This is a genomic window from Lysinibacillus sp. SGAir0095 (assembly GCF_005491425.1).
Lineage (GTDB): Bacteria > Bacillota > Bacilli > Bacillales_A > Planococcaceae > Ureibacillus.
Genome location: NZ_CP028083.1, coordinates 3,786,909 through 3,801,377 on the forward strand (window position 1 = coordinate 3,786,909; position 14,469 = coordinate 3,801,377).

The 14,469-nt window shown below is 36.2% G+C and carries 14 protein-coding genes; 3 read left to right on the forward strand and 11 right to left on the reverse strand.

The annotated features are described in order from the left end of the window. Window positions 1-195 precede the first annotated feature (195 nt). Both C1N55_RS18585 and C1N55_RS18590 read right to left on the reverse strand, forming a co-directional pair. A complete protein-coding gene (locus C1N55_RS18585; protein ID WP_137730170.1) occupies window positions 196-1,050 on the reverse strand; it encodes a MurR/RpiR family transcriptional regulator in 855 nt (284 codons plus the stop codon). A 249-nt stretch (window positions 1,051-1,299) separates the two neighbouring features. Continuing rightward, a complete protein-coding gene (locus C1N55_RS18590) occupies window positions 1,300-2,529 on the reverse strand; it encodes an MFS transporter (protein WP_137730171.1) in 1,230 nt (409 codons plus the stop codon). Window positions 2,530-2,727: 198 nt separating this feature from the next. On the opposite strand from C1N55_RS18590, the gene thrC reads away from it, so the two are divergent. The 3 genes from thrC (at window position 2,728) to C1N55_RS18605 (ending at window position 5,496) form a co-directional block, all read left to right on the forward strand. Further along, window positions 2,728-3,780 (forward strand): threonine synthase, encoded by a 1,053-nt coding sequence (gene thrC / locus C1N55_RS18595; RefSeq protein WP_137730172.1) that lies wholly within the window; start codon window positions 2,728-2,730, stop codon window positions 3,778-3,780. After that, the gene (gene thrB, locus C1N55_RS18600; protein WP_137730173.1) at window positions 3,777-4,694 is read left to right on the forward strand and encodes a homoserine kinase; all 918 of its coding nucleotides are present in this window, start codon (window positions 3,777-3,779) and stop codon (window positions 4,692-4,694) included. Before thrC ends, thrB begins: the two co-directional genes overlap by 4 nt. Before the next feature lie 160 nt (window positions 4,695-4,854). After that, a complete protein-coding gene (locus tag C1N55_RS18605; protein ID WP_137730174.1) occupies window positions 4,855-5,496 on the forward strand; it encodes an NAD(P)-dependent oxidoreductase in 642 nt (213 codons plus the stop codon). A gap of 105 nt (window positions 5,497-5,601) precedes the next feature. Here C1N55_RS18605 and zupT read toward each other — a convergent pair whose 3' ends face one another. From zupT to C1N55_RS18650, 9 genes are all read right to left on the reverse strand, one after another. Continuing rightward, window positions 5,602-6,420: a zinc transporter ZupT gene (zupT, locus tag C1N55_RS18610; RefSeq protein WP_137730175.1), complete on the reverse strand. Its 819-nt coding sequence runs from the start codon at window positions 6,418-6,420 to the stop codon at window positions 5,602-5,604. A gap of 167 nt (window positions 6,421-6,587) precedes the next feature. Next, window positions 6,588-7,205: a phosphatase PAP2 family protein gene (locus C1N55_RS18615; protein WP_137730176.1), complete on the reverse strand. Its 618-nt coding sequence runs from the start codon at window positions 7,203-7,205 to the stop codon at window positions 6,588-6,590. A gap of 212 nt (window positions 7,206-7,417) precedes the next feature. Next, complete coding sequence (locus C1N55_RS18620; protein WP_137730177.1) at window positions 7,418-7,750, reverse strand: antibiotic biosynthesis monooxygenase family protein; 333 nt, start codon at window positions 7,748-7,750, stop codon at window positions 7,418-7,420. Between the two features lie 64 nt (window positions 7,751-7,814). Beyond that, a complete protein-coding gene (locus C1N55_RS18625; protein ID WP_137730178.1) occupies window positions 7,815-8,855 on the reverse strand; it encodes a siderophore ABC transporter substrate-binding protein in 1,041 nt (346 codons plus the stop codon). Window positions 8,856-9,037: 182 nt separating this feature from the next. Further along, complete coding sequence (locus tag C1N55_RS18630) at window positions 9,038-9,805, reverse strand: iron ABC transporter ATP-binding protein (RefSeq protein WP_137730179.1); 768 nt, start codon at window positions 9,803-9,805, stop codon at window positions 9,038-9,040. After that, window positions 9,802-10,758, reverse strand: a complete 957-nt coding sequence (locus C1N55_RS18635; protein WP_137730180.1) for an iron chelate uptake ABC transporter family permease subunit — start codon at window positions 10,756-10,758, stop codon at window positions 9,802-9,804. The genes C1N55_RS18630 and C1N55_RS18635 overlap by 4 nt, the downstream gene beginning before the upstream one ends. Continuing rightward, entirely contained in the window at window positions 10,745-11,701 is a 957-nt protein-coding gene (locus C1N55_RS18640; RefSeq protein ID WP_137730181.1) for an ABC transporter permease, read from the reverse strand. The genes C1N55_RS18635 and C1N55_RS18640 overlap by 14 nt, the downstream gene beginning before the upstream one ends. Window positions 11,702-11,898: 197 nt before the next feature. Next, window positions 11,899-12,756: a DUF6612 family protein gene (locus tag C1N55_RS18645; RefSeq protein WP_137730182.1), complete on the reverse strand. Its 858-nt coding sequence runs from the start codon at window positions 12,754-12,756 to the stop codon at window positions 11,899-11,901. 117 nt (window positions 12,757-12,873) lie between these two features. Continuing rightward, window positions 12,874-14,361 (reverse strand): peptide MFS transporter, encoded by a 1,488-nt coding sequence (locus C1N55_RS18650; RefSeq protein ID WP_137730183.1) that lies wholly within the window; start codon window positions 14,359-14,361, stop codon window positions 12,874-12,876. Window positions 14,362-14,469: the final 108 nt, after the last annotated feature.

The following is a 14,469-nucleotide window of genomic DNA, read 5'->3' on the forward strand; positions in this document are numbered from 1 at the left end:
CTCTACAAGGACAAAGTGTACCTTTTTGCCACCATCTCCGCAGTACATGGATGTACAAGTGCCGACATTGCCACATGGAAGTGGCGTTATTGTCGGCCAGTTGTTGTCGGAGCTTGGCGAGCGTTCTCCACTTTTCTAGAAAAAAGCGCATTCGTAAATGCCCCCGCAATTTACGAATACGCTCTCGCAATACACTTAAACAGATAGTGCTTTTTCTAAATATAAGTGGTGATGATCGATTTGTGTGTTTGCCTTTTGAAAATTTGTATATTGCTTTTTATTTTGTGCTACCATTCCTTCGACTAATGCATGAATTAATGAATGTGCTGCTGTTATTGTTTCAGTTGACGCTGTCTTTTGTGCCCCGACTGTAAACAGTATATCTGCATAGCTTCTTATTGACGAAATACTGGAATGAGTAATAGCTATTACCTTTACCTTCCTATTTTTTGCCCATTTAGTAATTGCCAATGCATCATCAGCAAGATCGTCAAGCGCTATAACAAAGAGTACTGAATTTTCTTCCATTTCACTTATTTGCCTCACAATATTCTCTATCTCTGGTTGGATCTGCTTAACATGTTTTCGATAATTACTTAATGTACATGTTAAGAAGTTTGCAGAAGGTGAGGATTGCCTCAAGCCAAGTACATACAAGAAATTTGATTCGTGCAATAATTGAATTGCCTGTTCAAATTGTTCTTCATTGGTAATATTAATGGTATTTAAAATGCTTGCTACATCTCGGTTCATTATCTCATTTAGAAGATTTACATTCTTCTTAGAAATTAGTGGATGCGATTGTTCAACCGTGTCCTCTTCACCCATTAAATCTGATTTAATTCTTTCTTGCAGCTCCGAAAAACCTGATAATTCCATTGCATAACAGAATCGTATAACAGTCGATTCACTAACTCCAATTAGCTTTCCAACATCAGAAGCTATATGAGTAGCTATTACATTTGGGTTATCAATAGTAAACTGAGCAACTTTACGCTGTCCTCTAGATAGACGGATAAAACGCTTTTTAATTTGATCACAAAAGCTCATTTTAGCTCCCCCAATACCTCTATTAATTTAATACTTGAAAGTTAACATACACATTACTAATTTAATAATTGATATTATCACTATTATAAATTGAATACAATGATTTTTCAGAAAAAACTTTAATACACTAAACCGAAAAAGTCGAAAATTTGTCAAAATCGGAGGAGTCAATGTTGATATGGGAATCTAGAAAATAAAAAAACTGATTCAAGTTTGATGAAAAACTTGAATCAGCCAATTAAATGGTCCCTATTCCAACTCAGTTTGCTTTGTTTCTTTACCTAAAAAGAACACTGAACTAGCACCAATTAATATTGATATACAGAAGATACCAAATATAAATCCAATTTCAAAATCTGCACCTAATAGATATCCAACTAACAGCGGACCAAAAATCCCTCCAATCCGGCCAACTGCTGCGGCCATACCTGTACCTGTTCCTCTAATCACCATTGGATATTGTTCAGGTGTGTAAGCATAAAGTGCCCCCCACGCTCCCAAATTAAAGAATGATAATAAAATTCCCGAAGTGAGTAAGACAGCAATCGATTCTGCATTACCGAAAACATATGCACTTGCTGCAGTACCGATTAAGTAAGTAACAAGGACAAATTTTCTTCCCAATTTTTCGATAAACCAAGCTGCAGTAAAGTAACCTGGTAGTTGAGCCAACGTCATGATTAGTACATATTTAAAGCTGGAAATTAAATCGTATCCCTTTCCCACCATTACACTTGGTAGCCATAGAAACATTCCGTAATATGAAAATACAACTGTGAACCACAATATCCATAGCATTAATGTTGAGCGAGAATATTTTTTCTGCCAAACTCCTGCAATATTTTGCATTATAGAGCGATTTTTTGCTTCCAGTTTCGCTGTAAACTGCGGAGAGTCTGGTAAGTGAATTCTTATATACACTGCATATAGTGCAGGAATAGCTGTTAAAATTAAAGCAACACGCCAGCCCTCAATTGGCCAAAATTCTGCTGGAATAACAAAGTACGAAAGAATAGCTGCGATCAACCAGCCTCCTGCCCAAAAGCTTTCTAAAAGAACAACGACTCTCCCGCGCTCCTTAGCTTCAACACTTTCAGATACTAATGTAGAGGCCACCGGAAGTTCTCCCCCTAGACCCATTCCGACAAAAAATCTTAATATCAGAAATGCTGCAAACGTAGTCGTTAGGGCAGACAATCCACTTGCAACAGAAAAGATAATTAATGTCCACATAAAAATTTGTTTGCGTCCTACCTTGTCTGCAAATACCCCAAAGACTAATGCCCCCACCGCCATACCAATGGAGTTTATACTACCAATCCACCCCATTTGAGAGGAAGTTAAATCCCAATCTACCGCTAATGCTGCAATGACGAAGGATAAAATCCCTACATCCATTGCATCAAACATCCAGCCAACCCCCGCAACTCTTAATAGTTTATTGCGAGAAATAGGTGCTGTATTTGTATTTTTACTCATTCTGCATCCACCTGTCTTTACACTTGAATTTACATATGTTTACCATACAATTAATTCAATTATGTGACAAGCTAAAATTTATATGTGTAATTTGTTAATTTGGTAAATGCTATTGAAAAACACCTTATACTTGAGTTAAAATGTCTCTTATATACAAACAACTGTTCATTCAGCGTGAACAAAAGGAGCTAATCTGTTATGTGGAAAGGTCTTATTGAAGAATATAAAGAATTTTTACCCGTTACTGAAAATACACCCGCTCTTACTTTAAATGAGGGAAATACACCTCTTGTACATCTTGTTAATCTTTCTAAAGAATTAGGTATAGAACTCTATGGTAAAGTTGAAGGTGCCAACCCAACTGGATCATTTAAGGATCGCGGGATGGTTTTTGCTGTTGCTAAAGCAATTGAAGATGGTGCAAAATGCGTAATTTGTGCATCAACAGGGAATACATCTGCCGCTGCATCTGCTTATGCTGCACGTGCAGGAATACAATCAATTGTAGTAATTCCTAAAGGAAAAGTTGCTCTTGGTAAATTAGCGCAAGCGTGTATGTACGGGGCCAAAATTATTGAAATAGATGGCAATTTTGATGATGCATTATCCATTGTTCGTAAAGTTAGTGAAACAACACCTGTAAAATTAGTTAACTCAGTAAACCCATATCGAATTGAAGGCCAAAAAACTGCAGCATTTGAAATTGTTGATAGTTTAGGACAAGCGCCTGATTATTTATGTATTCCTGTTGGAAACGCAGGTAACATTACAGCATACTGGAAAGGCTTCAAGGATTATAACGAAGCAAAAAACACAGGCTTACCTAAAATGTATGGCTTTGAAGCTGAAGGTGCTGCAGCCATTGTAAAAGGAGAACCTATTTCGAATCCGGAAACTGTCGCAACAGCCATCCGAATTGGAAACCCTGCCAGCTGGAAATTAGCAGAAGCTGCACGCGATGAGTCTGGTGGGATTATTGATTTAGTAACAGACGATGAAATTTTAAACGCCTATAAATTAATTGCACGTACTGAAGGAATTTTTGTTGAACCAGGTTCTGCTGCCTCACTAGCGGGCGTTATTAAGTCTGTTAAGAATGGGGGAATTGAAAAAGGCAGCCGTGTTGTAACAGTATTTACTGGTAATGGCCTAAAGGATCCAGATACTGCCATGAACGTTTCAACAGTTGATTTAGTCTCGCTTCAAAACGATGAAAATGATATTCGCCATTATATTGAGGGAATATTATGAGTAAGAAATGGCAAATCATTGTTCCAGGAAGTACAGCAAACTTAGGACCCGGATTTGATTCCATTGGACTTAGTTTAAGCCTATATTTAGATTTAACAGTAGGTTTAGCAGACCAATGGGAAATCATCCATGTATCCGATCATCTTCCACAAGACGTCGTAATTGAAGAACACTTAATTTATATGATTGCAAAAGAAACGGCCGCTCGATTTAATAAGGAATTACCTCCTTGTCGAATTGAAATGCGTAGTGAGCTTCCTTACGCACGGGGATTAGGTAGCAGCGCTGCGGCGATTGTTGCTGCTATTGAATTGGCGAATCTTGTTTGTGATTTACACCTAACAACACAGGATAAATTAAACATTTCTTCTCAAATTGAAGGACATCCTGACAATGCAACCGCTTCTGTACTAGGCGGCTTAACCATATCACATATGGATGAGCACGGCGTTGTCGATACCATCCATGTAAAAGATTTAGATGCTTCTTTTGTTGTTTTTATCCCAGATGTTGAGCTGAAGACATCTGAAGCCCGTAGAGTATTACCCGAACAGTTTGAACGTGGTTATGCAATACATGCTAGCGCTAATGCCAATATGCTTGCTGCCTCATTCATCTCGAAAGATTATGAACGAATTGGACGGTATATGGAATCGGATTTATTCCATGAACCTTTCCGTTCAAGACTAATACCTAACTTTAGAGAGATAAAATGTGCTGCAAAACAAGCGGGTGCTTTTGGTACAGCACTAAGCGGGGCTGGCCCAACTGTTATTTCAATTATTCCGAATGTTCTTGGTGAACAGTTTGTTTTATCCATGAAAAAACAATTCCCTACACATGAAGTTCTTTTAACAAAAGCAGATCACCGAGGTATTTACGTTAAAGAAGTTTTAACTGATATTTTCACTTAAACGATTAATATAGATGTTCAATGGTTCATATATATAACTATTGGACATCTTTTTTCTTTTTGTTATGAAACTTGCTGTCCTGCCATGTTTCACTTTGTTCAATCTCGGGGATTAAGAATTAAGGGGATGTTTGATTAACGATTAGAAAGGGGAATCGAATATGAAAATTGGGATTATTGGGGCTTCCGGTAAAGCTGGGTATACCATCTTAACAGAGGCGAGAATGAGACACCATGATATAACGGCCATCGTTCGCAATAGGGATTGCATTAGTAATCAGCATGTCAACATTCTAGAAAAAGAAGCATTTAGCTTAACTCGTCGAGATTTACATCAATTTGATGTCGTCGTAAATGCTTTTGGCTCTCATCCTGGGGAGGAACATCTACATGTTGAGTTTGGACGCTTCCTTATTAGTCTTTTAGAAGGAAGCAGAACAAGATTATTTGTAGTCGGAGGAGCTGGAAGTTTATTTATTGACGGGAAAACCAGATTAATCGATATTCCGGATTACCCTAATGAATATAGGGAAATTGCTAATCAACAGCTACAAAACCTAGTCGATTTACAAAACTCCTCTATCAAATGGACATTTTTAAGTCCCTCTGCCTTGTTCGATTCCGACGGACCAAGAACAGGCCATTACATTTTAGGTAAAGACCATCTCTTATTAAACTCCCAACACATTAGCTATGTCAGCTATGCAGATTACGCAGTAGCTGCACTTGACGAAATCGAAAGTCCAAATCACGAGAATGCACGTTTTACCGTTGCCTCTGAAAACGCCACAAGTAGCTCGTAAAAACAATCCAAAAAAGACAAATATAAAGGTCAATAGACTTATAATAAAATGCCCTTAAAGCCATCTACCGTCTTTAAGGGCATTTTAATTTAAACAAAAATTGTATTATGCTAATAACAACAAACTTAATGCCATAACAGCCATCCCTGCAACTAATCCATAAATTGATAAGTGGGTTTCGTCATATTTTTTGGCAGCAGGTAAAAGCTCATCAAGTGAAATGAACACCATAATCCCAGCTACAGCAGCAAAAACAATACCAAACATTGTATCGGTTAAGAATGGCATTAATATCAGGTATGCTACTAATGCTCCTACCGGTTCAGCTAAACCTGATAAAAATGAAAGTTTAAAAGCTTTTTTTCGGATTCCTGTTGCAAAGAAGATTGGAATTGCAACGGCAATCCCCTCAGGAATATTATGAATCGCAACAGCAATAGCGATTGCAATTCCTACACTTGGATCTTGCATTGCCGACATAAATGTAGCTATACCTTCAGGGAAGTTGTGAATAGCAATTGCCAATGCCGTAAACATCCCCATCTTCATAAGCTTATTGTCATCTAGGCTGGGTGAAAGTGACTCTGCGGCATGAACATCTTCAACTGTTTTTACCTCATGCGGATTATTCTTTTGAGGAATAAAGCGATCGATTACTGCGATAAATATAATCCCTCCAAAGAAACCAATAACCGTCAGCCAATATCCTAGTGAGTCTCCATGTGCAGCAACTAGGGCATCCTTTGCCTTCACAAAGATTTCAATTAAAGAGACATAAATCATAACCCCTGCGGAAAAGCCTAAAGCAACAGATAAGAACTTCTTATTTGTACGTGTAGTAAAGAAAGCTATTAAAGCTCCTACCCCCGTAGCCAAGCCTGCAAATAGCGTTAAACCTAAAGCTAAAAGTACATTACCTTCCATTTAGTTTATAGTCCCCTCTTTTTATATGATACTAGTATTATATACCTCAAAGTTTCCTTTGTGAAACTTTTTTCGCCGAAGTTACATCTTGTGCATTAGGAAAACTTAATATTGGACAAAGCGGATGTTCTGCTACATACCTACATATGAAAAAATAACACCCATGCTTAGGTGTTATTGTTTATCTTATTATTCTTATGTTTTCTTTGTTCATACCAAAAGACACAAATAACGAACCAAGCGTAGCCTATGACCCAGCCAGCTATGACATCAGTCGCGTAATGATGACTATCCGCTATTCTAGATAAACCTATCAGGAAAGTTAAGATAATGGCTGTAACCCAGACGATCATCACGTGATTATTACGAACTAAAACTTCAGATAATAAATAAGCTATTGTAAACAAATAAAGTAACCCGATCATTGCGTGTCCAGACGGAAAACTAAATGAAGTAATATCATTTGCTAATTCTGGTCGAGGGCGATCAACCCAATTTTTGATTAGTTGATTCAGTACTCTTCCCAAACCAATTGTCAGTAAAACAAAAAGCATTCCCCGATAATTTCGCTGTTTTAGCCATAATACAAACAAAAGTATCAATGCAATGATAACAATGGCTGTTGTTTCACCAAGAAGATGAAAGATTGTTATCAAACCATTTCCGAATAGTACATCAGACATGGCCTTATCGAATTGAACAAGTGACGTTTTTTCAAAATTAATAAGCAAGATAAAAAATAAACCTAAACAAATAAATGCTAAAATATACGAAGCTTTTTTCAATTATATGCCCCTTTCATTTTTTAGAACATATTACCATATTATTCATTATTATTTATTAGTAAGTTTTATGCTGATCTATTTTTGGGAGTAACACCTTTCGAATATTAATCCTAGATGAATTATTGCTTGAACGAGCAAAGTCCACAAGTTCAATTATTAATCAAAAAAATCCCGACAGCTTGTTCGACAACAAACCATCGGGAGTCAATATCTTATTCAACTACTGTATAGCTACCATGCTCCATGTTAATCACGTATTCTGGTTTTGGAGGCTTTCCTCCATGTTTTTTAATCTGCTCTTTATGACCGGCAATATGCTCAGGGCTTTTTTCCCAAGCTTTCCATGCCTCTTCAGATTCCCAACGAATAATCATGATCACTTCTTCTTCTCCACGGCGTACATTTTTAACGAGAAGCTCACGGCTAATAAATCCCTCTCGTTGTTCAATTAGGCTAGGGCCTTGATCTGGTTTCTTTTTGAAACGATCTAAAATTTTATCTGAATTTCCTTCAGTGATCGTCCATTTACGTATTTGAACAAACATGATGATTCCTCCTAATATTTAAGATAAGGCCATCCCAAAACTGGGATAGCCTTCGTTAAGATAATTATTTTAATTCGTCTAAGATTTCTTGGATTTTAGCAAGCTCTGATTGTAAGCCGCCTCCACTTAAGTACCAAAGTGGACCATCTAAGTAGACGATTTTATTATTTTTGTAAGCAGAAGTTTCTTTAATAATGTCGTTTTCCATATCTTTCTCGATATTAGAAGCACCACCAGTTGCTGCTGTGCGGTCAATAACGAATAACACTTGTGGGTCAAACTCTAAAATTGCTTCGAAACCAAAGTCTGAACCATGAGAAGATGATGCAATATCATCTGTTACTGGAGTAAATCCGTAAATATCATAGATATAACCAAAACGAGATTCTTTTGCAAAGCCAGATAATTTACCTTCGTTGTACATTGTTACTAATGAAGTCTCATATTGAGAACTTAGCGTTTTTACTTCTTCAATTGCTGAATCAATTTTTGCAACGTGTTCTTTAATCTCAGCTTCTTTACCGAACATTTGTCCAGCGATTTCAGTTGATTTTAAGAATGTGTTCCAATAATCATCTTGATTTGTGCCAACAAAGATTACATTTGGCGTAATTTCTTTTAGTTGCTCATAGAAAGCAGATTGACGACCAGAGATGAAGATTACATCCGGCTCTAAAGCAGCGATATCTTCAAGTAGTGGTGTTTTTAAGTTACCAATGCTTGAATATTCATCACCAGAATATTTTGAAAGGTGTGCCGGTAAAGTTGAATCCTTTGCTACACCAACGATTCCTTCAACACCAATCGCATCAAGAGTATCTAGGAAACCATAGTCGAATACTACAATTTTTTTCGGCATTTCTTCTAAAGTTACATCTTCAAAAGCAATCGTTCCTGCTTCTTCACTTTCAGTTGAAGCAATTGTTGGAGATATAGTCATTGGGTAAACAGGACCCTCTGTTTCTTCTGTAGTTCCTTCTGTTGCAGTTTGTTCTTCAGTCGTTGTGTCTGTTTCAGATTCAGTTGATTCGTCTGATCCTCCACATGCTGCGAGAACAAATAGTAAACTTGCTAAAATTACACTTAGTAATTTCCAATTTTTCATTTTTTCTTTCTCTCCTATTCCTCTATTTCAATAATGATATTGATAATCATTATCAACTAACTAATTGAAATTATATCATTAAGAATTTAAAGGTCAACACTTTTTTAAAATAAATTTCCCAATCTTTACAAAAAAAGATTTAGAAAAGTATGCTATTACAGACTTCTCTAAATCATTAAACCTTACGAATGCGAATTAAAATAAACACAAATTCGGCAACCATCTTGCTCCTGTACAGGAATATTCATATCATATATTTCTCTTAATGCATCAGAGTTAATGATTTCGTTTGTAGTTCCATCCTTAACAACTCTGCCATTTTTTAAAGCAACAATATAATCTGAATATACAGAAGCAAAGTTAATATCATGTAATACAATTACAACCGTTTTACCAAGCTCATCAACAAGCTTGCGTAAGATTTTCATAATCTGTACAGAATGCTTCATATCTAGGTTATTTAATGGTTCATCTAGCAAAATATATTCCGTATCTTGAGCAATTACCATTGCGATAAAAGCACGTTGTTTTTGCCCGCCAGATAGCTCATCTAGAAACTTATCCTGCATATCTGTTAAATTCATATAATTAATCGCTTGATTGACAAATTGTTCATCCTCAGCCGTTAAACGACCTTTTGAATAAGGATAACGACCAAATGAAACAAGCTCACGAATTGTTAAACGAACATTAAGAAAGTTTGCCTGTTTTAAAATGGATACCCGTTTTGCAAATTCATCGGACTTCCATTGCTTTACATTGTTCTTATCTAGTAATACCTCACCTGTATCAGCATCCAGTAAACGGCTAACCATTGATAATAGTGTAGATTTCCCTGCACCATTTGGACCGATAAAGGACGTAATAGCCCCCGGCTGAATTTTGATGGAAACGTCTTCTACAACAGGTTTGTTACCAAATTTTTTTGTTAATCCTTTGATTTCAATCATCCTGCTGCCCTACTTTCCTTTAATAGTAAATAAATAAAGTAAATACCACCGACAAAGTTTATAATGACACTTAATGTTGTATTCATTTCAAAAATATGTTCGACAATAAATTGACCACCAACTAATGCAATAATACTCATTAAGCCGGCTCCTAAAATGTGAATGGAATGCTTGTATGTGATTAAAAACTGATACGACAGATTGGCAATAATTAAACCGAAAAATGTAATCGGTCCAACTAAAGCCGTTGATGTTGCTATTAGAACCGACGATAAAATCAAAACGTTCAATACTAAACGATCATAGTTTATTCCTAAATTGATAGCATTTTCACGTCCAAGTGACATGACATCTAGTTGGCCCAATATACGATAACCGTATGCAAATGCAAGTAATAAAATCACTAGTGCTATATATAGCAGTTCTACTTTTATATTCACGAAGCTCGCAAATAACCTGCTTTGTAGACTTAAATATTCAACAGGATCAATAAGTACTTGTAAAAAGGAGACAAGACTACCAAGGAATGTACCTATGATCATACCGATTAATAACAATAAATAAATAGGGTGCTTATCGGCACGGAAAAGGAATCGATAGAGTATCAATGCAAACAATACCATTGCGAAAATGGACGCTGCAAAATTCAAGTATTGATTGACTACCCAAATAGAAACCGAGCCTGCAAAAAAGAAAATAACCGTCTGTACAACTTCGAACATTGAGTCTAGACCCATGACAGAAGGTGTTAAAATACGATTGTGTGTAATGGTTTGAAATACTACTGTCGAGTACGCAATTGCAAATCCAGTAATCACCATCGCCCCTACACGCATCATGCGTCGAGGAAAGGCATAGTCAAATCCGCCTTTAATATCATAAAATCCATACAACAATATACAAATTAATGCCACAATTGCTAAAATAATTAGTTTCGTACTATTTTTTCGCATATGCTCTCCCCCTAAACAACATTATCAAGAAGATCGCACTGCCAATAACTGCCACGGTAACATTAACAGGTATTTCAAATGGATAAACAATTACTCGACCAATAATGTCACATATTAATAGGAAAACGACTCCCAATACAGCAGTATGTGGAATTGTTTTTCGCAAGTTATCTCCCATATATAGTGAAACAATGTTCGGTACGATTAACCCTAAAAATGGTATGACTCCCACTGTCAGTACAACGGTTGTCGCTATAATTGCCACAAGAATTAGTCCGATATTAAGAACAAACTTATAGCTCAATCCCAAGTTTTTTGCAAAATCCTCGCCCATACCAGCAACTGTAAATTTATTAGCATATAGATAGGCTAAAATAACAGCTGGTACACTTAGGTAAAGCAGTTCATATCGTCCGGCAATGATTAATGTAAAGCTTCCCATTAGCCACGCGCTAATATTTTGAAGTAAATCTGCTTCGTACGCAAAAAAAGTCGTAATGGAGGATAAAATGTTTCCATACATTATCCCGATTAACGGTACGAAAATAACATCTTTAAATTTGATACGATCTAGAATCTGCATGAAAACCAAAGTTCCAATTAATGCAAACGCAAAACTAAAAATAACTTGCTGTGTATACGTTACATTTGTAAAGAACAACATCGAAATGAGAATCCCTAACTTTGCAGCATCTAAAGTTCCTGCTGTTGTTGGGGAAACAAATTTATTTCGACTTAAGCTTTGCATGATTAAGCCCGCAATACTCATCCCTACACCCGCTAGAATAATCGCAATTAGGCGCGGTACACGACTGATTAAGAAAATTTGCAATTCTCTTGAATTCCAATCAAGTAAATCACTTGGTTTTATATCTATCGCGCCAATAAAGAGCGAAATAAACGATAGGATGATCGCTGCGATAATTAACATCCACAGTCTCATTTTAAATCCCCATATTCTATATATTCTCAAGTATGTAATGAAAATGATTCTCAACCTCGAGTACGTCTCTAATTATAAGGACTTAATTTTCAAAAATCAAGGTCAAATGAGAATGAGAATCGCTGAAAATCCATTTTAATGGCAATCTTTTGACAAAAGAAAAACTCGACTCGAAATGAATCAAGCCAAGTTTTTCATTAATATTCAATTTCAATTGCTGTGTCAATTACTTCTTGAGGAATGGATATTTCATCTACTCCATTGAAGTTATTAAAGGTAATAGCCGTATTAGAAACCGTATTTATAGTATTTCCTTCAATGCTCATATTGAAGGAAACATTTGTCACCATTTCATTAATATCAAATGTTTCTTTATCAATCATTATTTCATAGTCTACTTTCTCAAACTTTGTATCTTGAAGAATCTGCTGTGCCTCTTCTGTAACACCCAGCATTTCATTCAGATTTAATTGCTCCAGCAAGTATTCGTTAAATTTTTCGCTGGAAGTATCCAATGTTAGAACAAATGCTGAATCAGTTTGTTCAAATTTAAAGTCACTTATAAATTCTTTCATTTTTCCAAGCTGCTCTGCTGTATTCACTTGACTAGCAGTTTGTCCGATTATAGCCTCAAAATCCTCAGAAGGCAGCTTGGTCCATTGATTTTGCAGCGAATCTTGCATATATGTTCCTTCCTTGGTCATATACATTTTCATATCAATCATAGCTTCTTCTTCAGCTTCAGGCTCTCCCATACCCATAGTACCTTCCATATATATTGAAAGTGGTTCTGTCATCATATCCATTGTCATATCACTTTTGGATTTAATCTCTATAGCTTCTTCACCACTACCATAAGAGGTTACTTGATCCATCTTTACAATTGCCGTTACGCTCTTCAACTCATTTTGACGGTCTAGTGCTTTTTGATATACCTCTTCAAGCGAAAGCTCACTATTATTTTTAGAACCTGTTTGTGGCTCAGCAGATTTATTGCATGCTGCCAATACCATAACTGCTAAACTTACCAGTACAAACATTTTTAACTTTTTCATACTTTCCATCCTCTCCTTAATAAGGTACATATAATATAACGAATCAGAATTGGAAAAGATGTCAAATTTTTCTAAATAAATGAAAAAAAAGTGTGAAATGAATCACACTTCTTTATATTAATTTACTCCGCGCATCGCTTTCGAAATAATTGGCGTTAATACTAATAGAAGAATACCTAACACAATAGAGATTCCACCAAGCGTTCCGAAGTAAGTAATTTCTGTTACAGCTTCATAAATTCTAACTAACTGAGCGTTTATTGCTTGTGCTGCAGCACTCGTTAAGAACCATAAAGACATTGTTTGCGCTGCGAATGCAGCTGGCGCAAGTTTTGTTGTCGCCGATAAACCAACAGGTGATAATAATAGTTCCCCTACTACAACTAAGAAGAATGAAAGTACTAACCACCATGGGCTAACAAGCTCCGTACCGCCAGACATTGTCGCTGGGATAATCATTACTAAGAAAGATGCCCCCGCAAAGAATAATGAAATGGCAAATTTCTTAGGTGTTGATGGTTGACGACTTCCAAGTTTTAACCATAACCATGCAAAGATTGGTGCAAATACAATAATGAATAACGGATTCAAAGATTGGAACCAAGATACCGGAATTTCAAAGCTTCCGATCGTTAAATCTGTACGTGTATCCGCATATGTTGCTAAAATTGTAGCCCCTTGTTCTTGAATCGCCCAGAACATAACCGCAGCTATGAATAATGGTATATAAGCTAAAACACGAGACTTCTCATCCTTCGTTGTTTTAGGACTACGATACATGACAATAAAGAAGATTGTCGGTATTAAAACACCCAGTGTCGTAATAATTAAACTGAAGATTGCCATTGTTAAATTTCCAGTAGCGTATAAAATTACGCCAATAACTAAAATAGCAATAATACCTACGACTATATTACGAATCGTTTTCTTTTTCTCTTCTCCCTTAAGTGGGTTAGGAACTTCAGTACCCGCTAAACCTAAAAATCTCTTTTGAGTTACATAAAAAACAACTAATCCAATAAACATACCAACAGCAGCGATGGCAAAACCTAAATGGAAGTTATATCTTTCACCAACCCAACCAATAATTAGTGGCGAAATAAATGCACCCATGTTAATCCCCATGTAGAAGATACTAAAACCAGAGTCACGACGATTATCGCCTTCTGCATACATATCCCCAACAATTGTTGAGACATTCGATTTTAATAGCCCTGTTCCGATGATAATAAAGGCCATCGAGATTAGTAAAGCTGTAAGTCCACCTGGTAACGCTAAGGCTATATGCCCAACCATGATGAGTATGCCACCAAAGAATACAGTCTTACGCGTACCCCAAATTCGGTCAGCAAACCAACCACCAATAATACCAGACATATAAATTAACGACCCATAAAGAGCCATAATTGAGTTTGCTGTTCCTCGATCTAATCCTAATCCGCCTTCATGTAATTCATAGTACATATAAAGGATAAGGATGGCACGCATTCCATAATAAGAGAATCGCTCCCAAAATTCTGTAAAGAATAATGTTAATAATCCTTTAGGATGTCCAAAAAAACCTTTTTGAGGAACGGATTTGACTATTTCTTCTTTACTATACATAAAGATTTACCCTCTTCCGTTTTATTTTTCATATTTTCCGACAATTTAGGATTTAAACCTTCAGTTGTCTAAAAACTGCATTTTATAACATTAAATCATATTGAAAGT

Coding starts and splice junctions, on each gene's coding strand:
- C1N55_RS18585 (WP_137730170.1), bottom strand. CDS start 1,050: ATGAGCTTTTGTGATCAAATTAAAAAGCGTTTTATCCGTCTATCTAGA.
- C1N55_RS18590 (WP_137730171.1), bottom strand. CDS start 2,529: ATGAGTAAAAATACAAATACAGCACCTATTTCTCGCAATAAACTATTA.
- thrC (WP_137730172.1), top strand. CDS start 2,728: ATGTGGAAAGGTCTTATTGAAGAATATAAAGAATTTTTACCCGTTACT.
- thrB (WP_137730173.1), top strand. CDS start 3,777: ATGAGTAAGAAATGGCAAATCATTGTTCCAGGAAGTACAGCAAACTTA.
- C1N55_RS18605 (WP_137730174.1), top strand. CDS start 4,855: ATGAAAATTGGGATTATTGGGGCTTCCGGTAAAGCTGGGTATACCATC.
- zupT (WP_137730175.1), bottom strand. CDS start 6,420: ATGGAAGGTAATGTACTTTTAGCTTTAGGTTTAACGCTATTTGCAGGC.
- C1N55_RS18620 (WP_137730177.1), bottom strand. CDS start 7,750: ATGTTTGTTCAAATACGTAAATGGACGATCACTGAAGGAAATTCAGAT.
- C1N55_RS18625 (WP_137730178.1), bottom strand. CDS start 8,855: ATGAAAAATTGGAAATTACTAAGTGTAATTTTAGCAAGTTTACTATTT.
- C1N55_RS18630 (WP_137730179.1), bottom strand. CDS start 9,805: ATGATTGAAATCAAAGGATTAACAAAAAAATTTGGTAACAAACCTGTT.
- C1N55_RS18635 (WP_137730180.1), bottom strand. CDS start 10,758: ATGCGAAAAAATAGTACGAAACTAATTATTTTAGCAATTGTGGCATTA.
- C1N55_RS18640 (WP_137730181.1), bottom strand. CDS start 11,701: ATGAGACTGTGGATGTTAATTATCGCAGCGATCATCCTATCGTTTATT.
- C1N55_RS18645 (WP_137730182.1), bottom strand. CDS start 12,756: ATGAAAAAGTTAAAAATGTTTGTACTGGTAAGTTTAGCAGTTATGGTA.
- C1N55_RS18650 (WP_137730183.1), bottom strand. CDS start 14,361: ATGTATAGTAAAGAAGAAATAGTCAAATCCGTTCCTCAAAAAGGTTTT.